The organism is Pseudomonas sp. AK106, from assembly GCF_053903055.1.
The window spans coordinates 2,263,542-2,284,693 of the sequence record NZ_CP096426.1; the positions used below are offsets into that span (position 1 = coordinate 2,263,542).

Sequence of the window (21,152 nt, forward strand, 5' to 3'; positions counted from 1 at the left end):
ACCCTTTTTTTGTGCTCGAATCCGAATGACGTCAGGCGTGCGGTCCTTTATGGCTGACCGGTCACTCGCCCTTGGCGCGGGTAATGCGGCCCGCCCTGATCTCGTCCACATAGGCGCGCAGCCGGTCAGCATCCTTGTACTGCTGATTCATCAAGTGCAGCACGGCGACTACGTCCACATCGTTGACACGTTCGGCCAACCGGCTGATTTCGCCAGCGGTGCTTTCCAGATTGGCCGCGATGCCGCTCAGGTCACGCTTGAGTTCCAGCGCTGATTTTTTCATGCCCACGGTGCCGCTCTCCACTGTTGATGACCGCCGGGCCCGCGCCTCTGATTCAGCCGCGGCGGCGACGCACTATATCAAAGCACGATGGCCTTCCACGACCACCAGGCACGAAAAGGGCGCTGTTCAAGCGCCCTTGGATGCCTCGTGTCACGGCTCATGCGTGGGTGATGCTTCAGCCGCCCGCGCCGCCCGCGCTCGACGAACCCGAGCCCTTGCTGCCGCCGCCCGTCGTGGTATCGCCACCGGGCAAATCCGCATCGTCTTTGTTGCCGGTGCCATTGCTCATTGACGTGCCGCCACCAATACTGATGCCCTTCTTGTTTTGCGCGTCCACATCAGCACCCTGGCGAGCCGGGTCGCTGCCTTGTACGCGCGGATCGATGCCCGTCTGCGAAGGCGGCGGACCCATGTCCGGCGATGTGGCGCCAGCCAGCGCGGCAAGGGAGGTGCAGGACAACGCGCAGCCCAGCGTGAATGCAGCAAGTGATCTGTTCATCAGGTGATCTCCGTGTCTTGGTTCCTTGTGCTCATTTGGCATCTGAACCTTGTCCGAAGTGCCATCACGGCGACAGGCGGCATGTTGGTGGGGGCGTCATTGGCGGGATGCGCTCATTCGATCTAGCCGGGTGGCGAAGATCAGCCTGTGTGTCAGGGGATTGACCTCCGGGTCTGGCTGATCGACAGGGGCCGTGTCAGGTCAATCCGTCCGTGTCGATGTGCCGGGGAAATAATTTGCATATTCATAGGCTTACTGGGCGAAAAAGACGTTGACAGCTATTTGAATATCCGTAGAATGCCGACCCACAGCAGGCACGTAGCTCAGTTGGTTAGAGCACCACCTTGACATGGTGGGGGTCGTTGGTTCGAGTCCAATCGCGCCTACCAAACAAATCCGCTCTGCTGGGCGGTAACAGAAAAGGGCGAATCGAAAGATTCGCCCTTTTTTATTGCCTGAAACTTTTATGTCATGCCTGCCTTGCCTGATTCAGCCATAGCCCCTATGGCCGGACGTTTCGACCCGATTTCATCCTCACGAACCATGCTGGGCCGTGAAAAAATCCGTTTTTTTTCCCGCTACCGTCTGGACCTTTTCCCATGATGCGCGATCATCAGTGCATGGAAATCCAGAGGAGGTGTGTATGTTTAGCCGGTCGTTGACCCTTGCCGTTTTGTTCGCCCTGTCGAGCCCCTTGCTGGCTGCCGACGGTGATGGCCCACTGTCTCAGGAGCGCGGCAAGAACCGTCCATTGATCGTCATCGCATCGAGTTCGGTGGACCCGACGCTGGTGAGTCTGAAAAAAAGTCTGGATGAGAGCGCCAACAAGGAGGGTTTCGCCAAGCGTGACATGGTCCTTTACACCATCATTAACATGGTCGGTCAGCGTGGCGGCAAGGACCTCGATGCCCAGACCACCATGGCGCTGGTTCGCGAGCTCAAGCTTGGCGCGCAGACAGACAAGCAGGCGCAGGTGATTCTGGTGGGCAAGGACGGCGAGAAGAAAATGATCCACAACGGCCGCATCGATCCCAAGGAGATTTTCAGCACCATCGACCAGATGCCGATGGCTGAGAAAGAGGCGGCCGCCGCTGCGGCTCCTGCGCCGGTCGCCGAGCCGAAGGCCGCAACGCCGTCGGGCAAGCCGGCCAAGCCTGGCAAGGCCGCGCCCGCTGCACCGCCTGCCGGGCTGGATGATTAACCGCTCAGACGCCATACCCATGGGGCTCGCTTGGCGTTGCTGGTAACATCGCTCCTTTTTCACCGAAAGGGACGTTTGATGAGTGGGACTGGCATGAAACATTGGGCGGGCGCTGTGGCATTGATCATGCTGTCTGGCTGCATGAGCTTGAATCAGACGCGCTCGGCAGGGCCGGCGCAGGTTTACACCAGTCAGAAGCCTGCGGTTGCCGTTGCCGAGTGCATCAAGGTCACCTGGGCCAATGTCCAGCTGTTCGGTGATGTAGCGGACGTGTTCATGGCCAAAGGGGATCCTGGCGCGTTCACGGTCTACACCACCGAAGGCGAGTATTTCGCTGATGTGGCGGGCAAGGCGGGCATGACCAACGTCAACTTCTACGCCAAGCCGGGCGCCAAAGTGGTTGAGCAGCGTGGCGCGGTGCTCGCAACCTGCCTCTGAATCGAGCCTGCATTCACTGACCTGCGCGTGCTGACCGGTTCTATCATGTCCCGGCGTCGCGCAGGCTTTGAGCAACACAGACGATTCACCCTGGCCGCTTTACCTCGGCTTTTGACATCGCCTGCTTCACATCGGCGGAGTCACGCCATTTTCCCCGGCAGAAATCGACAGCGCGGTCAGCGTGTTGGCCGCGCCTTTCTGCGCTTGCAGCACCACCTTCACGCCGGGCTTGAGCAAGCTGCGATCGCCGGGCACCAGGTTGACGATCGGCACGTCGTCAGGGATGACGATCTTCTTTTGCCCGCCCTTGTAGTTCACCGTGATGGTGCGTCCGGTGCTGGCGACCAGATCGCCAACCGATCCGTTGGTCATGGTGCTGTCCGGCGTCAGGTCAAAAGCCCGATGGCCATCTCCCGTGCCCGCCATGGCTGGCGGAAACACATGCACCTCGAGCGCCTTTAGCGAACCGTCCGGCAACGGCACCGCCGCGGAGCCGATGTAGCTGCCCGGTTTGATTTCCGACACTTGCGCCAGGGTCACGCCACGAATCTGTGTATCAGGGGTCAACGCAACCTGCAGGTCCTCTCCGCGATTGCTGTGGATTTTCAGCGAATCGCCTTCGACCGCAGTGATGGCGCCGCGCACGCGGGTGGGTTTGCCGTCTTCGGCATGGGCGGGCAGCGCTGCCGACAGCAGTGCGCCGAGCAATCCGGACAGGAGAAGGGAGTGGCGGAGGGGCTGGGTTCTGGGCGTCTTCATTGGCAGCGCGAATCCTGTGATGGGCTGAGCACTGAGCATAGCGGTAGTGCCCGTCCAAGTGCATGACATTGGCGTCAGCAAGCGGAGCCTGGCAGCGGCGCATCCGGTGGACCTGCGCAAGCAGATGCTCGGTTTGCCGGAGTTGGCGTAGGGCGGGGGGGCAGGAAGGTTGCGGCCAGGCTGTGCGTCGGTCGTCGAACGACTTCGCACAGCACGGCGCGGGGGATTACTGCTGAAGGGAAATCGACGTGCTCGCGAGTTTCGGCTGGTTGTACAGGCTGACCAGCACTTCATCCAGCACCGAAGACGCACCCCACGGACGGGGGTCGTTCAGGATTGCCACGACGACCCAGGTGTTACCGTTGCTGTCGCGGCTGAATCCGGAGATCGCCCGAACGGTGTTCAATGTGCCGGTCTTGATGTGGGCTTCACCGCGCAGGGCCGTGCGTTTCAGGCGTTTACGCATGGTGCCGTCCATCCCTGCCAGCGGCAGCGAGCTCATGAATTCGGCTTGAAACGGGCTGTTCCACGCTGCCTGGAGCATCTGCGCCATTTCCCGCGCGCTGACCCGTTCGGCGCGGGACAGGCCTGAACCGTTCTCCATCACCAGGTGCGTTGCGATGATGCCTTTCTTGGCCAGCCACTGGCGCACCACACGCTGCGCGGCCTTGGCATCGTCACCGTCGGCTTCGTTGCGGAACTCAGCGCCCAGACTGAGGAACAGCTGCTGGGCCATGGTGTTGTTACTGAATTTGTTGATGTCGCGGATGATCTCCGCCAGATCCGGCGAGAACGCCCTGGCCAGCAGCTTGGCGCTGCCGGGCGTCACGTCCAGACGGTCCTTGCCGAGAATGGTCCCGCCCAGTTCCTGCCAGATGGCACGCACGGCGCCCGCGGTATAGGTCGGGTGGTCGAGCAGCGACAGATACGTCTGGGAATTGCAGCCGTCGCCCAATTGGCCGGATACCGTTACGGTGATCCCGCCATCGGCTTCCGGTACCGGGTTGTACAGCACGTCGCCAGTGCATTTGCTGGAGGACAGCGCCTTGACCTGATTGTTGATGTGGATGGCGGCGATGGGCGGCTCCACCGAGACCAGAATCTTGCCACCGTCGTTGCGGGTGACGAAACGCAAGGCCTTGAGGTTGACCATCAAGGAGTCGGGACGCACCAGGAACGGCTTGTTCTTGTCGTTGCCATCGTCGTCGAACACTGGCAGCTGCGGTTGCACGAAATGGCTGCGATCCAGGACCAGATCACCGGTCACTTGCTGCACGCCGTTGGCCCGCAAATCGCGCATCAGCAGCCACAGGCGTTCCATGTTCAGCTTGGGATCTCCGCCGCCCTTGAGGTACAGGTTGCCGCGCAGAACGCCATTGCTGAGGGTGCCGTCGGTGTAGAACTCGGTTTTCCACTGATGGGTCGGGCCGAGCATTTCCAGCGCGGCGTAAGTCGTCACCAGCTTCATGGTCGAGGCCGGATTGACCGACACATCGGCGTTGAAAACAGTCGGGGTGCCGGGTCCGCTGACCGGTAGCATCACCAGCGACAGCGCATCGTTCTGCAGCTTGCTGGCTTTGAGTGCTTCTTGGACCTTGGGAGGCAGGGCGGTGTTGATGGGAGCGGCGGCGATGGAGAATGAGAGGGGCAAAAGCAGGGTGGCGATAAACAGCGGACGCAAAGACTTGATCATTCAATAAACCCTACTGCAGCAAACACGGAGATGAAGAGGGGGTGAATTCCCTCGCACTGTGAACGAACCGCCAGAAAATGCCCGATAGCAGGGCGTGACACTGGCGTTTCGGTAAAGCGGCATTATGCCCCAAGCTTTCGTGACTTGCGCCGGGGTACAGCCGTCAAACCGCGCTATTTTTTGCGCTTGCCCATTTAAAGTCACGTTAAACCGTGAATTTCTCTGCCTGTGTCTGGCTGGGCTTTGCACCTGGCAGTGCGAGGGCGATAGCTGGACACGTTTTCTGGCGCGTGAATGCTTGAATCCCGGACACAAAAAAGCCATCCCGAGGGATGGCTTTTTCAGTATCAGCTCGGCGGGAAGGCCCGACCGCTAATCAGACAGCCGCGTTGATCGGCTTTTCCGGGTACCAGGCGTCCTGCAGAGGGCTGACTTCAACTTCAGTCAGCTCGCTGCGGCCTTTGAGCCAGGCTTCGACAGCTGCGCGCTGTTCTTCGCTGACCGAACCACGGTTGGCCAGGCAGACCAGGCCAAAGTCGTCGCCGCCGACATAGTCCAGACCGTTAGCGTCCATGGCTTCTGTCAGGAAAGCGTCGAGGAAAGCATCAATGGCTTCGTCATCCAGGTCCTCTTTGAAGCCCAGCTTCAGTTCGAAGCCCAATTCCTGGAACTCGTCGACACAGAGTTTTTTGCGCAGACGACGGGAGCGGTTAGTGGCCATGAAGCGTTCCTCTTAAGTAATTTCGGGGCGCAGTCTATCAGCTTCGTCCTGATGGCGCCTGCTTGATGCTGATCAGGGATTTTCGGACTCCTGACCGTGCCTGGGGTTGGGGAGGGGCTCGCGCCGAGAGCTTTGGGATGACTCTTAGTCATGATGCGCAAAAAGTTGCGCACTCGTTTGTTGGAAGTGGGGTGATTGGTGGGTTGGAGGCCGCGTCGTTCGTGGTGTGCAGGCGAGTGCGCAATAAGTTGCACAGGGGTGCGCAACTTCTTGCGCACTTGTTCTTTGTTTTCGGGTTGAGCGTTCGCTTAAACCTACCGTTTTTTCTCTTAAGCTGTTGATTTTGTTTGGCTAATTTATAGCTGGCATAGCCCTTGATATCTCCGTCGCCCCCGGATCGGCATTCACGCCTTTTCGGATGGTTTTTGAGCACGGAGAGCATCCTTGGCAACCCCCTTAAATCTGCCCGTTTGTGGTGAGAAACGCGAACCTGAAGTGGCGGTTGTGCCGCTTGATCAGATCCAGCTTGAGGACGTCGGGGCTGGCGCGGCCAATGTCGATGCCTGGCTGCAGGACATCAGCGGCGGGGTTGTTTCGCTTGGGCGGATCAAGAGCGCTGCCGGTTTTCTACCGGTGGTGGGCAACGTCATGGCGCTGGTCGATGCGCTGAATGACATCGTTCGGCTGGCGACGAGTGAGACGCGCGATCCGCTGGATTGGGTGAGTCTGGGCATCAATCTGATTGGCGTCTTGCCGATTCCGCCGACCATGGCGGCAGCGCGAATGAGCCTGCGGCCGACGCTGTTTCTGGTGCGTCAGGAGATGCGGCAGGCGGGCAAGTTGGTGCTTGGGGATTCGCTGATTGAGGTGCTGATTGGGCATCTCAATGCGGACATCGTTGGGACGCTTGATGACTTCGTGACCCAGGCGCAGGGCAAGCTTCCCGGGATTCTCGACGCTGCGGGGAAACTGGGCGAAGGCGTGTTGAACGAGATCGCCAAGGGCCTGGAGAGCGTGATCAACGGCGATCTCGATGCCGAGGGCACGCTGCTTGAGGCGGTGGAGCTGATCAGCGAGGGGCGCCAGCAGTGGGACTACGATCCCAAAGGCGCGATTTCCAATATCTTCATCGCGGTTGCCGACGTTTACATCGCTGCCGGCCAACACGTCGTCAACGGCACCGTCGAACATCTTGTGCCTGAGGTGCTGAAAGACCCGGTACGCAGGCAGGCCAAAGCGCTGCGTGCCATGGGCTCCGAGCTTCGGACCCAGATTAATGGTCTGGCGGATCCTGGGGTCCAGAACTCGATTGGGGCGTTGCTGCAGACTTTGGCGGGTGCAGTGGTCTCCTGGCGGGCGCGCAACGGGCATGGGCAGTCTTTCAACATCAAGCCGGGGATGGTTAATCAGGCCAAGCGCCGGGCCGGCGAAGGCAAGCTCGAAGTTGTTCAGCACGAGAGGCCTGCCAAGGGTCGGCCCAACGAACAGAAGAATTGCGCCTGCGCGTCGACGATCAAGAGCATCAGCTTTGCGATGGGTTCGGAGTCGGTCAGTCATACCGATTTCAGCCTGCCGGGGCCGTTTCCGATTGAGTGGACGCGGACTTATTGCTCCAGTCTGGATGCCTTCGATCATGACGTAATCGGTGCACGGTGGATTACGCCGTTTACCACGCGGTTTGATTGTGTGGGTGATCGTCTGGTCTTCCACGATGCCGACGGTCGCAGCCATGAATTCCCTCTGCCCAAGGTCAAGCTGTTTCATTTCAACGCCATTGAAAATCTAACCGTTATTCGACTCGGCAAGGATCGGCTGTTGCTGATGCGAGGGCTTGAGCACAGGGAAACCTATGTTCGACGGGGTGGTCGTTTTGTTCTGATCAACAAGGTTTTGCCCAACGACGCTGGGGTGATGCTGCATTACGAGCATCGGCACGGTGGGGGATTGGTGCTTTCCGAGTTGGTGACTTACTCGGAGAAAGATGTAAACAAAGTCCATCTTCGCCTTGGCACTCTGATTGATGATCAAGGGCGTCTGACGGGCCTTTGGGAAATACGTGATGGCGAAGTCAAACGTCAACTGTGCGCGTATCAATACGACGTTTCTGGCGATCTCACTTTAGCGCAGGACGAAAACGGTTCGGCCTGGCACTACCAGTATCAAAACCACCTGATTACTCGTTATACCGACCGCACCAATCGCGGTTTGAACTTGCAATGGCAAGGCACGGGGGCCGACGCCAAGGCCATTCGTGAATGGGCCGATGACGGCAGCTTTGATACTCGGCTGACGTGGGATGAAAACATCCGTCTGACCTACGTCACGGATGCTTTGGGCCACGAAACCCGGCACTACTACGACAGCCTTGGCTACACCTATCGCATTTGCCATGCGGACGGGCGTTCGGAATGGTTCTTCCGTGATGCTGCGAAAAACATCATTCGCCACGTCCACACCGACGGCAGCACCGATCGTTATCGCTACGACAAGCTAAGCAATCTGACGGAGCACACTCGCGCTGATCACAGCGTGATGAACTACGCCTACGACGATAAAAGCCATCTGATCAAGATCAGCGATGGCGAGGGTGGACTGTGGAAGCGGGACTACGACCTTCGTGGAAATCTGATCGAGGCGATCGACCCGCTAGAGAACGTTACCGAATACGCCTACAACTCGTTCGGGCTTCCAACGGCGATAAAGGATGCCTACGGGAATACCAAATCGTTGGCCTACAACGACGCGGGTCAGCTCGTTAAGTACGCCGACTGCTCGGGCAAGGTGAGTAGCTGGGAGTACAACGAACGCGGCCAGATGGTTCGCTTTACCGACCCCGCTGGCTACAGCACGACGTATGAGTACAAAGCCGGCCAGTTGGTGTTGATCAAGCATCCGGACAAAACCGAAGAACGTTTTAGCCGCGATGCCGAAGGTCGTTTGCTGGCTCATTCTGATGGTCTCGAACGCTGCACCACCTGGCGCTATAACGCTGCCGGCTTTATCGCTGAACGCGTCGATGCCGCCGAACAAACCCTGCGCTACCGCTGGGACAAGCTCGGCCGGTTAATCGCGCTGGAAAACGAAAACGAACGCAGCGCGCATTTTCACTACGACCCGGTCGGGAGGCTGCTGGAAGAACGCGGCTTCGACAATCGCTCGACTCGCTATCAGTACGACCCCGACACGGGGCGGCTCGCTCAGACCATCAACGGCCAGCGCTCCATTGCCTTGACCTTCGACCCCATGGGCCGCCTGACCGAACGCCGGGCCACGCTGGGAGAGAAATCCCAAAGCGAAACCTTTGCCTACGATGGCAACGGCCATCTGGTCATGGCGACCAACGCCATCAGCAAGCTGCAATGGTTTCACGATCCGGCTGGGAATCTGCTGCGCGAGCACCAGCATTACTCAAATCTGGATAAACCACTGGTTGCCGTGTGGCAGAACGAGTACGACGCGCTCAATAACCGCGTCGCGACCACGCGTCCCGACGGCCATCGCGTCAGCTGGCTGACTTATGGCAGCGGCCATCTGCTGGGCCTCAAGCTCGATGAGCACGAACTCCTCAGTTACGAGCGTGACGACCTGCATCGCGAAGTCGCCCGCCACCAGGGCAACCAACTCCTGCAAACCCAAAGCTGGGACCCGGCGGGACGCCTCCAAGAACAACTGCTAGGACGAGCAGACGACAAATCCACGCTCATAAAACGCGTCTACACCTACGACACTGCCGGCCAACTTACCGACATCAACGACAGCCGCCGTGGGGAGTTGAGCTACCGATACGATCCCGTCAGCCGACTAATCAATGCCACCAGCCGCCTGGGCGTGGAAACCTTCGCTTTCGACCCGGCCAGCAACCTGCTAAACGACAGCGACGCGCCAGTCCGCCGACCTTTAGATCCCGAGCCAGTCCGCCACAAGCTGATCGACAACCTGCTGCGCGACTACGCCGGCAACCACTACGAATACGACGAACGCGGCAACCAGACGGAGCGCTGGACCAACGGCCTGCGCAGCGAGCTGCACTGGGATCTCTTCGATCGCCTCGCGCATTTCCGAGATTCGCGCCTGGCTGTCGACTTCGGCTATGACCCCCTTGGACGGCGCCTTTACAAACTCTCAAAGGCCCACTACCGACCGCGCCCGGAAGCCGGCACCGGCTGGAACGAAAACGAACACGCGCGAAAAGAGCGCGAACTCGGCTGCGGCTTCACCCTGTACGGCTGGGACGGCGACAACCTGGCGTGGGAAAGCAGTCCTCCGCCATACGCCGGTGCCCTGGGCCGAACCGTCCACTACATCCACGAGCCCGGCACTTTCGTCCCGGTGGCCCAGGCCATCCGCCACGAAACGATTCGTCTCGTCAGCCAGCCGACCTATCAGGGCCGCTACAACTTCAAAGAAGACCCGCTCTGGAACTACAAGCCGGTCGCACTGCCCATCGACGCCCTCGCTTGGTACCAATGCGACCACCTCGGCACGCCCCAGGAAATCACCGACCAAAACGGCAACACCGCCTGGAGCGCCCAGTACAAGGCGTGGGGCGAAGCAACCGAACAGCGCTCGGAGTTCGCCCAACAAGTCGGCCTGACCAACCCGATCCGCTTCCAGGGGCAATACCACGACCACGAGACCGGCCTGCACTACAACCGGCATCGATACTATGATCCAAGGGTCGGGCGATTTATCAGCAAGGACCCGATTGGCTACAGTGGTGGGCTAAACCTCTATTACTACGTGCCGAACCCGACGGGTTGGATCGACCCACTCGGTTTGCAAAAAGTTGTCGCAACGAATAGCCGTAGGGCTGCGATGAAAAAGGCTCAGCAACATGCTCAGGTACCGCGGTTAGGTAGAGGTGGGCAGGCGATCCCAATGAAAGATCTCAACCTAAGTAGCCATGGAGTGAATTGCAACTGTATGAAAAGTCGCGGGATCACTACGCTAGGGCGCAGGGGTGAAGGTGGGGTACCAGAAGTGTTCGATCATCCAGATGGGCATCCTGACTTGGTCGGAGATGATCAACCAGCTCACCATGAAATGCCACATGTTCACGCCACAAATACAAAGGGTGCGGTAATAGTGTTCACCTACCCGGCAGGACGTACAGGAATCTGATATGAAATACTACAAGATCTTATGCTTTAAAGCCGAATTTGCTGAGTTTAAGAATCATGCTAACGATTTTATAAGCGAAATGTCCGCGGATGATACTGACGAGTTCGCATTGGTGATGGCTACGAATCTGCAAGGAGGGGTTGGCTTCGGAGCCACGGCCCAAGGTAAATCAGCTATAAAAGCGCTTGTATCCAAATGCTATTCAGTCGATATAAATCATTTGAGTATAAAAATACCATTGGCGGAAGACGTCGAAGGAATGCCTCGGCTCCTGTTCCGAGATAAGGGCGGCAAATTTGAAAGGCTGGTTCAAGAACATCTGCAGTATGACAAAGATCTGAGGAAATACAACGTGATCTCGAGGCATAGGCCCACAACAATGCCTAAAAGTTCGATGCTTGCTAGTATTATTGAGGAGCAATATTTATCAATAATCGGAAAAGAGCTGTATGAAGCTCTACATGAAAGTTGCCACTATATACTACGATCGTTGGTGTCTGGAGAGCATGGTCGCGATGCATTCTTTGCATTCTCAAAGGACTTGGACTTCTTTTTTAGAGAGTTTGAGGGAATAGTCGGCGACGATGCCGAGATTCGTTTCGTGAACAATGTACGCGAGCTGATCTATTACTGATGTATAAGATTAAAGAGGTTAAAGGGGACGGATTCCTTTAACTCAGGTTTTCAAGAGGGACTATCGACTGGCTGAACGGTCATGGATGGAGTATTCCGAAAAAATGAATTTGACGAAGCTATTCCGTAAAATAATCAGCAAAGAACCCTATAACGATTTAAGCGTTTTTTTCTCCGAATTCGAAAGTTTCGAAGAAATGCCATTGATCTCTAGGTATCACCGGCTAAAGGTCTTAAAGAAAAGTATAGGGAGCGACAAGAGTTCGGAATTTTTGATCAGCCTGGCATTTTTTCTTATTGGCTCAATTAGAGCGCTTTCAGCAACTAAAGATAGAGAGGATATATTTTTTGCAGTAAGTTTTCCTGACTTTGATCTGTTCGCAGAATAGGGCGTACTGATGCCGCACATCTTCGTATTTCCGGAGGCAGGTTCAACTGGATTTTTAGAAAAGATAAAAGCCAAACAGAAGCGTGAGGACTCACAAGAGAGGGGTGAAGTTAAAGAACATTTTTCAAGATGCAATCTCGAGGCGATTTTTGATTTCTATGAAAGTAAATTCTATGACTCGGCTAGCGGCGAAGACATAACAAGGATCTACGCAGTTCCAAAAAAGAGTGAAGCCTAAAGCGGTTAGCCGCTTCTACCTAGTCGGGGGTTAAAGGGGACGGAGACCTTTTGAACCTTTAACCCCTTCCGCTATCGGGGACAGATTAATTTACGGTGAAGCGCTGTAAATAAATCAGTCCCCTTATAATCGTCCCCTTACGATCAAATTCGCTTCTGATCCAGTTTCCTCACCAAAACGTCGCCGCCGGCGCAGTCAACTTCCCGGCAATCACTGCGATCGCCTTCTCCACATCACCCACCTCGGTATACCGCCCCAGGCTTAACCGCAAGCTGCTCCCGGCCTGGGCTTTACTCAGCCCCAACGCCAGCAACACGTGAGAAACGCTGCTGCTCGCGGAGTTACACGCCGAGGTCGAAGAAACCGCCAGTTCGCTCGCCAGGCTGGCAACGTTAAACCCCGGGCTGTCGATGCAGACGTTGAGCGTATGGGGAACGCGTTGGTGGGGATCGCCGTTGAGGCTTACGCCGCTCAGGCCGAGCAGGCCTTTGCGCAACTGCGCGGACAACGCAGCGATGCGCGCGACTTCTTCGTCCATTTCGGCGCTGGCCAGTGCGTACGCCGCGCCCATGCCGACGATCTGGTGGGTGGCGAGGGTGCCGGAGCGGTAACCCTGTTCGTGGCCGCCGCCGTGCATCTGTGCTTCGAGCAGCGATCGCGCGCGGTCGCCGACATAGAGTGCGCCGATGCCTTTCGGGCCGTAGGTTTTGTGCGCGGAGAAGGACATCAGGTCCGCCGGCAATGCGCTCAGGTCGATCGCCAGTTTGCCAGCGCCCTGGGCGGCGTCGACGTGGAAGAGGGCCCCGTGTTCACGCACGATTTGGCCGATGGCCGAGATATCGGTGACGGTGCCCAGTTCGTTGTTGACCAGCATCAGCGACACCAACAGCGTGTCATCTCGCAGTGCGTGGCGCACGGCGTCGGGGTGAATCAGGCCGCGGCTGTCGGGTTCGAGCCAGGTCACCGGGCAACCGGCTTGCTCAAGCTGGCGAACGGTGTCGATGACGGCTTTGTGTTCGATGGTGCTGGTGATGAGGTGACGGCGGGCGCCATTGTTGAGGTTGAGCGCGATGCCCTTGATCGCCAGGTTGTTGGACTCTGTCGCGCCTGAGGTCCAGACCAGGTCATCGGCACTGCAACCCACCAGTTCTGCAACCTGACGGCGCGCCAACTCCACGGACTGCCGGGCCTGATTGCCGTAGGCGTGGGAGCTGGAGGCCGGGTTGCCGAAGGTACCTTCGCGGCCGAGGCAGGTGACCATGGCCTGGATGACGCGGTCATCGACCGGGGTGGTGGCGGCGTAATCGAAATAGCAAGGGAGTGTTTTCATGGGGAGTTCTGCGCTGTCCGTCGTGCCGAAAATACTACTAGCGTCAGGGTGAAAAAAAATTGATTCCTCAACGGAGATTTGCCCTCGGATTAGAATGAATTTCCATCAAAGGCTCATTAAAAGGAATATCATTTTATGAACTGGCCTTTCTGGCCTATCCTTATCGCTTCCCGGCATATGAATTCACCGAGGCCACCGCGCGTTCCATGGACAAATTCGACCAGGCCATCCTGAGCATTCTGCAAAACGACTGCACCCGCCCGATTGCAGAAATCGCCGACAGCGTCGGCCTCGGCAGCACCGCATGCTGGCGTCGCGTACAAAAGCTCGAAGAGCAGGGCATGATTCGCGGGCGAGTCGCGCTGCTTGACCCGGCGCAGTTGAACGTCGCGGTAACGGTGTTCGCCGCCATTCGAACCAATCAGCACAACGCCCAGTGGCTGGGTCGTTTCCATGATCTGATCGCCACGCTGCCCGAAGTGGTGGAGTGCTATCGCATGGCCGGCGACACCGACTACATGCTGCGGATCGTGGTGCCGGACATCGCTGGCTACGATGCCGTTTACAAAAAGCTGATCCAGTTGTCGGGCATCACTGACATGAGTTCCAGCTTCGCCATGGAGCAGATCAAGTCCACGACACAGCTGCCGTTGAGCTACACGCTGTAAACCCGCATCAGCACGCTTCATTCAAATCCTGCGCAAAAAAAACAGCCCTCCGAAGAGGGCTGCTTTTTTATGCGTCGAAGAAAGTCGTCCGACGAATCAGACGCGGGCTTTGTCGATCCATTCCATGGACGTGCGCCAGATGCAGATCCCCAGGAAGTACGCCGACATGGCCAACCACACGAACAGGGCCACCGATCCGTTGTACGGATGATTCATCACCAGCAGGAAGCTGCAGAAGAACCACACGGCAGTGACTGCGATGTTGAGGGGCATGAAGCGGCGGACGCGGAACGGGTGCAGGAACTTCATGCGTGTCACCGTCAGCAGCGCCAGGCAGATCACCGTGATGAAAGTCAGCCACGGCGCCGGGGAAAGGATGTAGACGCACAGGGCGACCACGTTCCAGGCGGCGGGGAAGCCCTGAAAGTAGTTGTCCTTGCTTTTCATTTCGACGTTGCAGAAACAGAACAGCGACGACACCAGGATGATCGAGGTGGTCAGCAGCAGGGTGTATTCCGGCAGCGGGATGTAGCGGTAGATGAACAGGGCGGGAATGAACACGTAGGTCAGGTAATCGATCACCAGGTCGAGCACCGAGCCGTCGAAGTGCGGCAAAACCGACTGCACGTTCAGCTTGCGCGCCAGGGAGCCGTCTACGCCATCGACGATCAGGGCGAAGCCCAGCCAGAGCAGGCACGCCTTGGGTTGGTTGTCGAACAGAGCAATGGTCGCGAGAAAGGCGAGCACCACGCCCGTGGCGGTAAAACCATGGGCGCCCCAGGCCTTGAGCCAGGCGATGCGTTGAATCGGAATCATGGACGGTCCTTCTGGAAATAAGCGGGTTCGGTCGGGTACAACAACGGTCGACGGAACCAGAGGTGCATCTATCGACCGGGGATCGGTCGATAAGGTTCATACGTAACCCCTACACGGTAGCAGGCGGCGCAGGCTTTCGTTACTCAAATGTGACGCCGTGCCGTGGAGCGCAGGGGTGCAGGTGTCATTGGTCGGCTGACAAACAAAAAAGGCAATATGCTGGCCCCGGTGGGCGCCGTACCTCGTCAGAATCCACGCCTGATCAGTCACTTAGGCAAGGAATCGCATGTCATTTATCAAGACTCTACTGACCTTCTGCGTGCTCATAACGGTGACTTCCCAGGCCTTCGCGCGCAGTCCAAACAAGAACGAACGCGACCTCTGCACCTGGGGCGCGGGGATGGCCGGTACCGCTCAACAATACAAACTGTCCGGCCTGACGCTGTACGGCGCCCGCAAGAAGATGCAGGCCCAGCATTTCGCCCAGCAGTGGATGCGCATAAGTGCCCTGGGCATTACCGAGCAGACTTACGACAGCCCTTCGAGGCTGCGGCCGGAAAGCGTCAAACAGGTGTATTACGAAGGCTGCATCAAGCACGAAGTCGCACGGCGCTGACTGACCGCGCTGCAGCCCTGGAGGTGCAGCGCGAGCAATCAACGCGATAGCAGGATCAGTGCGCCCCGCGCGGGATGGTCTTCAGCAGATCAGCCGGGCTGATATGCCCCACCACCTGCACGCCGCTGCCCGGCTGGGGCAGGCCCAGAATATGGCCTTTGATCTTTCCGATCACGTGCATCTCGCACGGCTTGCAATCGAACTTCAACGTCAGCACCTCATCGCCATGGACCAGTTGCATCGGCGCGACCTTGGTGCGCACGCCGGTCACGCCCTTGGCCTGCTTGGGGCACAGGTTGAAGGAGAAGCGCAGGCAGTGTTTGGTAATCATCACCGGCACTTCGCCTTTCTCTTCATGGGCCTCGTACGCGGCGTCGATCAACTGCACGCCGTGACGGTGATAGAAGTGCCGCGCCTTCTCGTTGTAAACGTTGGCCAGGAACGACAGGTGCGCCTCGGGGTAAACCGGCGGCGGCGACGTTTCCGGCTTGCGGGCACCGCGCGGGTGCGCCTGGATGCGAGCGGCGGTCAAGGTCTCGATGACTTCACGGCGCAACGCTTTGAGTTGCGAGTTCGGAATGAAGAACGCTTGCGGCGCGTCCAGCTCGATGGCAGTCGCGTGGTATTCGGTGGTGCCGAGCTGGCCGAGCAGATCGTGGAGCTGCTCCAGCGCCTGCTCCGGTTTATTGGCGACGCCAAACGGGCCGTTCAGCTCGACGCGAGCGCTGATGCCTTCCTCGCTGGTGGCGACCAGTTCCAGACGCTCTTCACGCAGGCGCGCCACCCATGACAGGCCGATGCGGCGTTCGGCCGAGGTCTTCTGCAAAGCCTGTTGCCAGTTGTGATCGAGGTTGCGACTGAGCGGATGGTTGGGCCGCAGTTGCAAACCTTTTGGCATCTCGTTCGGCTCGACGCGGTAGCGGTAGCGCTTCTCGCCGTCTTCTTCGAACTCACCTTTTGGCTCGGCGATGTTGGCGCGGAAACCCACCACTTCGCGCTTGACCAGCACATTGAGGCCGTCACCGTTGGACAGCGGCTCATGGGTCACCACCTGCAAGTCACGCTTGCCGACTTTCTCGACCACGCCGACCAGCAGGCCGGTGAAGGTCGGCGAATCGAACGCGCCGATGTCGACCTTGCGGTCGGTGACGAAATAGTCGGTGCTGCCCCGGTGGAAAGTCTTGTCCGGGTCCGGCAGGAAGAAGTGCGCGGTGCGGCCGCTGGAGGCGCGGGCCAGGTCCGGACGGTCTTCGAGGATCTCGTCCAGACGCTGACGGTAGTAGGCCGTGATGTTCTTCACATAGCCCATGTCCTTGTAGCGGCCTTCTATCTTGAACGAACGCACGCCGGCATCCACCAGTGCGCGCAGGTTGGCGCTCTGGTTGTTGTCTTTCATCGACAGCAGGTGCTTTTCGTAGGCAACCACGCGGCCCTGATCGTCTTTCAGCGTGTAGGGCAGACGGCAGGCCTGGGAGCAGTCGCCACGGTTGGCACTGCGCCCGGTGTGTGCGTGGGAAATATTGCACTGACCGGAGAAAGCTACGCACAGCGCGCCGTGAATGAAGAATTCGATGGCGGCATCGGTTTCGTCGGCGATGGCGCGGATTTCCTGGAGGTTCAGCTCACGGGCCAGCACCAGCTGCGAGAAGCCGGCCTGATCGAGAAAGCGTGCCCGCTCCATGGTGCGGATGTCGGTCTGGGTGCTGGCGTGCAGCTCGATGGGCGGAATGTCCAGCTCCATCACGCCGAGGTCCTGCACGATCAGCGCGTCGACGCCAGCGTCGTAGAGCTGATGGATCAGCTTGCGCGCCGGTTCAAGTTCGTTGTCGTGAAGGATGGTGTTGATGGTGGTGAAGACGCGGGCGTGGTAACGGCGGGCGAACTCGACCAGTTGGGCGATTTCGCTGACGTCGTTGGCCGCGTTGTGGCGCGCGCCGAAGCTCGGGCCGCCAATGTAGATCGCGTCAGCGCCATGCAGAATGGCCTCGCGGGCAATGGCCACGTCGCGGGCAGGGCTGAGCAATTCCAGGTGATGTTTGGGCAGAGACATATTTTTTTAGTCGGCACGGTCACGGTCAAGGCGCGCATTGTAGCGGCGAAACGCCTGACCGGCACCCGTCTGCTGCCCGATGGCGCCCGCCCGTGGGGTGGGGGCGCCGGAAACCCGCGTGATCAGGCCTTGGCGGCCATCGCCGTGACTTCCACGCGCATGCCTTCGACGGCCAACGCGGCGACGCCCACTGCGGCGCGCACAGGCCAGGGTTTGGCGAAAAAGCGTGTGTAGACTTCGTTGAATGCGGCGCGATCGGCCATGTCGGTGAGGTAGATGGTCAGGTGGAGCACGCGGTCCATGGAACTGCCGGCCCGCTCCAGTGCCCCTTTCAACGCCTGCAACGTGCATTCGCTCTGCTCGACGATACCGCCCAGTTCCAGGCTGCCGTCGGCGCGCGTTGGGATCTGCGTGGAAACCAGCAGACCGCCGAAACCGGCGACGTCCGAGGAGATGGAATCGGCGTCAGGATCCGGCGTGAAGGTGATGTCGTGGTTGGCCATGGGCGTTCTCTTCTACGAATGTGTGGATGACCGGCCAGGAATGGCCGACGGCCATGATGTCCGACTCGGAAGGGAAAAGGGAGGCTTGACAGCGTTGTGGCCGGCCGAGTGAGCAGGGGTCCGATCAGAAAATTCGTGCCAATGCGCCTGGGGCTGTCCACAAAAAGCGAGCCGCCGTCACGTTATCTCTGACGTGAAGGCGGCTCCGGGGGGGTTGTCAAATCGGCGGATTCAACGTCATTGAAACTAGCAGTGAGGTTAACCGTTAGCTAGCTATCATTTCGCAATACAGTGTTTCCGTTGCGGGAACAATCAACCCCGGCGCTGGAACATCTGGCAAATCGTCGAGCAGGGCCGCTGCAAAAAAACTCCGAACTCGTCCCCGGTCGTTCAGTCCACTTTTAACGCTGACCGTTTGGGTTGGAACATTTCAAGGAGAGCCCCATGACTGATTACCCGAAACCGCCGTTCAAGCCTCAACAGCAGCCTGTTCCTGGCGATCAGAGCCGAATGGACCCCTACCCGGACTGCGGCGAGACCCGCTACAAGGGCTCGGGCCGCATGAGCAACAAGATTGCGCTGATCACCGGCGGCGACAGCGGCATTGGCCGTGCAGTCGCTATCGCCTACGCCCGTGAAGGCGCTGACGTGGCGATTTCGTACCTCGATGAACACGAAGATGCCAAGGAAACCGCACGCTGGGTGGAGGAGGCGGGCCGTCAGTGCCTGCTGCTGCCGGGCGATCTGGCCGAGAAGGCGCAGTGCCTGGCCATCGTCGATGAAACGGTGAGGAAGTTCGGCCGCATCGACGTGCTGGTCAATAACGCCGCGTTCCAGATGTCCCACGCATCTCTTGAGGAAATCTCCGACGAGGAATGGGTGAAAACCTTCGATATCAACGTCACCGCGATGTTTCGCATCTGCAAGGCGGCGGTGCCCCACATGACTGCGGGCAGTTCGATCATCAACACCAGTTCGGTCAATTCCGATTCGCCGAAGCCGACGCTGCTGCCTTATGCGGCCACCAAGGGCGCCATCGCCAACTTCACCGCTGGCCTGGCGCAGTTGCTCGGTGAGCGCGGCATTCGCGTGAACAGCGTCGCGCCCGGCCCGATCTGGACGCCGCTGATTGTGTCGACCATGACCGACGAAGACGTGAAAAGCTTCGGCGAGGAGACGCCACTTGGCCGTCCGGGTCAGCCGGTGGAGGTCGCACCGATCTACGTACTGCTGGGCTCCGACGAAGGCAGTTACATTTCGGGCACACGTTATGGGGTGACCGGCGGCAAGCCGATCCTGTAACTGATCATGGATGGACTGCTGCGTCGCGCCCAGGACTCGCGCCTGCTCGCCGCGCAGCAGAGGAGGCAGCCCTCGCAGCGCTTCAGCCCTTGCGGCGTACCCTGGACGTGGGGGCTCTGGCTATGCCCCGTGGCCCGGCGATGCCCCAGATGGCAACGCCGATCACTGGGGAAATGAAGATCAGCACCACCCAGCCGATTTTGGTCCAGGGCGATTCGGGACCGCGCCAGACATTGGCGATGGCCCACACGTCGATCAGAAGGATGATGACCACCAGGGCGGCCGAGAACAGCGTGTCCATTTCATTGTCCTCGTTCCGCGCGGGATTACATGGCGGGGATGCCGGTAACCGTTGCAGTACCCGTTTCAGTTTCGGTCACGGATGCAGCCAAAGGGATGTCCGGGCTGCCGGGGGTCAGGATGACCTTGCGGCAGTCTTCCTGTTTCTTGTCGAAAATCTTGTAGCCTTCAGCGGCCTGCTCCAGAGACATGCGGTGGCTGATGATCGCTTCGGGCGCGAGACGGCCGGCTTCAATGTGTTCCAGCAATTCCGGCAGGTAGCGCTGCACGTGGGTCTGGCCCATTTTGAAGGTCAGGCCCTTGTCGAACGCATCGCCGAACAGGAAGCCGTGGATGAAACCGGCGTACACACCCGGCACGCTGACCACGCCGCCACGGCGCACGGCAGCAATGCACTGGCGCAGCGCCTTACCGCTGCTGCCTTCGATTTTCAGGTTGGTCAGAATGGTTTCGGTGGTGCTGCCTTTGGCTTCGAAACCCACCGCATCGACCACGCCGTCCACACCGCGCATGCCCTTGGTCTGACGAATGATGGTATCGGCCGGGTCGTCGTCTTCATCGAAGTTGATCGGGATCACGCCGTAGGTGGCTTGGGCGTACGCCAGTCGGTAAGCGTGATGGTCCACCATGAAGATCTGATCGGCGCCGAGCATCCGGGCCACGGCCGCAGCCATCAACCCCACAGGACCCGCGCCGTAGATGGCGATGCTCGAACCCTGGCCGATGCCGGTGTTCAGGACCGCCTGGTAACCGGTGGGCAGGATGTCGGAGAGGAACAGCACCTTTTCGTCCGACAGCGTGCCAGGGACCTTGAACGGTCCGGTGTTGGCTTTCGGCACGCGCACGTATTCGGCCTGGCCGCCAGGGATGCCGCCGTACAAGTGGCTGAAGCCGAACAGCGCAGCCCCCGGTGGAATGGCCTTCTTGTTGATGATCGCGCCGCGACCGGTGTTGGTGGTTTCGCAGGCGGCGTACAGGTCCATGTTGCAGAAGAAGCATTCGCCGCAGGCAATGACGAAGGGAATGACAACCCGGTCGCCGCGCTGCACGGCGGTCACGGCTGAACCGGTGTCTTCGACGATGCCCATGAATTCGTGGCCGAAGATATCGCCGTGTTCGACGGTGGGGATTTTGCCGCGGTAGAGGTGCAGGTCGGAGCCGCAGATTGCGGTGGCGGTCACGCGCAGGATGATGTCGTCAGCCTGTTCGATGACCGGATCGGGGACGGTATCGACTTTCACGTCATGGGCGCCGTGGTAGGTGAGTGCTCTCATTGTGGTTTTTCTCCGCGATTAATTAGGGGCAACTAAGTAGCGGAGCAGGCGGCGAGGGGTTTAGTTCAGGACTTTGCAGCGGTGGGGGATTAGCGGTGCGTTTGGTGCTGGTAGGACCGGCTTCAGCCGGGAAGAGGCCTGTGTAGACACCATCATCTTTGCAGTGTGGCTGCCGACCCTTTCCCGGCTAAAGCCGGTCCTACTCTGTCATCGCGGTGCTTCTGTGCGACCGGCTTCAGCCGGGAAGGGGCCTGTGTAGACACCATCATCTTTGCAGTGTGGCTGCCGACCCTTTCCCGGCTAAAGCCGGTCCTACTAC

General features: G+C 59.0%; 20 protein-coding genes and 1 tRNA gene. 10 read left to right on the plus strand and 11 right to left on the minus strand.

Features of this window, described 5'->3' with window-relative positions; genetic code table 11:
* Nucleotides 1–61: 61 nt before the first annotated feature.
* Both M1E04_RS10270 and M1E04_RS10275 read right to left on the minus strand, forming a co-directional pair.
* On the minus strand, nucleotides 62–283 hold the full coding sequence (locus M1E04_RS10270; protein WP_244160351.1) for a hypothetical protein: 222 nt from the start codon (nucleotides 281–283) through the stop codon (nucleotides 62–64).
* A 175-nt stretch (nucleotides 284–458) separates the two neighbouring features.
* Nucleotides 459–782, minus strand: coding sequence for a hypothetical protein (locus M1E04_RS10275; protein ID WP_065988781.1), 324 nt, complete (start codon nucleotides 780–782; stop codon nucleotides 459–461).
* Nucleotides 783–1,094: 312 nt separating this feature from the next.
* On the opposite strand from M1E04_RS10275, the gene M1E04_RS10280 reads away from it, so the two are divergent.
* The 3 genes from M1E04_RS10280 to M1E04_RS10290 all read left to right on the plus strand — a co-directional run bounded on the left by M1E04_RS10280 (nucleotide 1,095) and on the right by M1E04_RS10290 (nucleotide 2,421).
* Nucleotides 1,095–1,171 (plus strand) — tRNA-Val (locus M1E04_RS10280).
* A 254-nt stretch (nucleotides 1,172–1,425) separates the two neighbouring features.
* Nucleotides 1,426–1,983 carry a DUF4174 domain-containing protein gene (locus tag M1E04_RS10285; protein WP_456292897.1) on the plus strand — a complete coding sequence of 186 codons (558 nt, stop codon included), beginning with the start codon at nucleotides 1,426–1,428 and terminating at the stop codon, nucleotides 1,981–1,983.
* A gap of 93 nt (nucleotides 1,984–2,076) precedes the next feature.
* A complete protein-coding gene (locus M1E04_RS10290) occupies nucleotides 2,077–2,421 on the plus strand; it encodes a hypothetical protein (protein WP_065988783.1) in 345 nt (114 codons plus the stop codon).
* A gap of 126 nt (nucleotides 2,422–2,547) precedes the next feature.
* Here M1E04_RS10290 and M1E04_RS10295 read toward each other — a convergent pair whose 3' ends face one another.
* From M1E04_RS10295 to M1E04_RS10305, 3 genes are all read right to left on the minus strand, one after another.
* Entirely contained in the window at nucleotides 2,548–3,180 is a 633-nt protein-coding gene (locus tag M1E04_RS10295) for a DUF5666 domain-containing protein (RefSeq protein ID WP_456292898.1), read from the minus strand.
* Between the two features lie 226 nt (nucleotides 3,181–3,406).
* Entirely contained in the window at nucleotides 3,407–4,873 is a 1,467-nt protein-coding gene (gene dacB / locus M1E04_RS10300; protein WP_065988786.1) for a D-alanyl-D-alanine carboxypeptidase/D-alanyl-D-alanine endopeptidase, read from the minus strand.
* Between the two features lie 376 nt (nucleotides 4,874–5,249).
* Complete coding sequence (locus tag M1E04_RS10305) at nucleotides 5,250–5,594, minus strand: YggL family protein (protein WP_065988787.1); 345 nt, start codon at nucleotides 5,592–5,594, stop codon at nucleotides 5,250–5,252.
* Nucleotides 5,595–6,377: 783 nt separating this feature from the next.
* Between M1E04_RS10305 and M1E04_RS10310 the strand changes: the two genes are divergently transcribed.
* The 4 genes from M1E04_RS10310 to M1E04_RS10325 all read left to right on the plus strand — a co-directional run bounded on the left by M1E04_RS10310 (nucleotide 6,378) and on the right by M1E04_RS10325 (nucleotide 11,974).
* A complete protein-coding gene (locus tag M1E04_RS10310) occupies nucleotides 6,378–10,715 on the plus strand; it encodes an RHS repeat-associated core domain-containing protein (protein WP_456292899.1) in 4,338 nt (1,445 codons plus the stop codon).
* A gap of 1 nt (nucleotide 10,716) precedes the next feature.
* Complete coding sequence (locus M1E04_RS10315; RefSeq protein ID WP_065988789.1) at nucleotides 10,717–11,349, plus strand: hypothetical protein; 633 nt, start codon at nucleotides 10,717–10,719, stop codon at nucleotides 11,347–11,349.
* A 103-nt stretch (nucleotides 11,350–11,452) separates the two neighbouring features.
* Complete coding sequence (locus M1E04_RS10320; RefSeq protein WP_456292900.1) at nucleotides 11,453–11,737, plus strand: Imm15 family immunity protein; 285 nt, start codon at nucleotides 11,453–11,455, stop codon at nucleotides 11,735–11,737.
* A 9-nt stretch (nucleotides 11,738–11,746) separates the two neighbouring features.
* Complete coding sequence (locus tag M1E04_RS10325; protein WP_456292901.1) at nucleotides 11,747–11,974, plus strand: hypothetical protein; 228 nt, start codon at nucleotides 11,747–11,749, stop codon at nucleotides 11,972–11,974.
* A 169-nt stretch (nucleotides 11,975–12,143) separates the two neighbouring features.
* Here M1E04_RS10325 and M1E04_RS10330 read toward each other — a convergent pair whose 3' ends face one another.
* On the minus strand, nucleotides 12,144–13,304 hold the full coding sequence (locus tag M1E04_RS10330; protein ID WP_456292902.1) for an aminotransferase class V-fold PLP-dependent enzyme: 1,161 nt from the start codon (nucleotides 13,302–13,304) through the stop codon (nucleotides 12,144–12,146).
* 206 nt (nucleotides 13,305–13,510) lie between these two features.
* Here M1E04_RS10330 and M1E04_RS10335 point away from each other — a divergent pair, with 206 nt between their 5' ends.
* On the plus strand, nucleotides 13,511–13,972 hold the full coding sequence (locus tag M1E04_RS10335; RefSeq protein WP_192130271.1) for an Lrp/AsnC family transcriptional regulator: 462 nt from the start codon (nucleotides 13,511–13,513) through the stop codon (nucleotides 13,970–13,972).
* 96 nt (nucleotides 13,973–14,068) lie between these two features.
* On the opposite strand, the gene pcsA is transcribed toward M1E04_RS10335, so the two are convergent.
* Nucleotides 14,069–14,788, minus strand: a complete 720-nt coding sequence (gene pcsA / locus M1E04_RS10340; protein ID WP_065988791.1) for a phosphatidylcholine synthase — start codon at nucleotides 14,786–14,788, stop codon at nucleotides 14,069–14,071.
* 286 nt (nucleotides 14,789–15,074) lie between these two features.
* Between pcsA and M1E04_RS10345 the strand changes: the two genes are divergently transcribed.
* Nucleotides 15,075–15,404, plus strand: coding sequence for a hypothetical protein (locus M1E04_RS10345; RefSeq protein WP_456292903.1), 330 nt, complete (start codon nucleotides 15,075–15,077; stop codon nucleotides 15,402–15,404).
* A 55-nt stretch (nucleotides 15,405–15,459) separates the two neighbouring features.
* On the opposite strand, the gene M1E04_RS10350 is transcribed toward M1E04_RS10345, so the two are convergent.
* Both M1E04_RS10350 and M1E04_RS10355 read right to left on the minus strand, forming a co-directional pair.
* The gene (locus M1E04_RS10350) at nucleotides 15,460–17,454 is read right to left on the minus strand and encodes a peptidase U32 family protein (protein WP_065988793.1); all 1,995 of its coding nucleotides are present in this window, start codon (nucleotides 17,452–17,454) and stop codon (nucleotides 15,460–15,462) included.
* Between the two features lie 122 nt (nucleotides 17,455–17,576).
* On the minus strand, nucleotides 17,577–17,957 hold the full coding sequence (locus tag M1E04_RS10355; RefSeq protein WP_192130274.1) for a RidA family protein: 381 nt from the start codon (nucleotides 17,955–17,957) through the stop codon (nucleotides 17,577–17,579).
* 444 nt (nucleotides 17,958–18,401) lie between these two features.
* Between M1E04_RS10355 and M1E04_RS10360 the strand changes: the two genes are divergently transcribed.
* Complete coding sequence (locus tag M1E04_RS10360) at nucleotides 18,402–19,259, plus strand: SDR family oxidoreductase (RefSeq protein ID WP_296310538.1); 858 nt, start codon at nucleotides 18,402–18,404, stop codon at nucleotides 19,257–19,259.
* A gap of 82 nt (nucleotides 19,260–19,341) precedes the next feature.
* Here the strand turns inward: M1E04_RS10360 and M1E04_RS10365 are convergent, their stop codons facing one another.
* Complete coding sequence (locus M1E04_RS10365) at nucleotides 19,342–19,560, minus strand: hypothetical protein (RefSeq protein WP_456292904.1); 219 nt, start codon at nucleotides 19,558–19,560, stop codon at nucleotides 19,342–19,344.
* A gap of 25 nt (nucleotides 19,561–19,585) precedes the next feature.
* Nucleotides 19,586–20,833 (minus strand): zinc-dependent alcohol dehydrogenase, encoded by a 1,248-nt coding sequence (locus M1E04_RS10370; protein ID WP_456292905.1) that lies wholly within the window; start codon nucleotides 20,831–20,833, stop codon nucleotides 19,586–19,588.
* Between the last annotated feature and the right edge of the window lie 319 nt (nucleotides 20,834–21,152).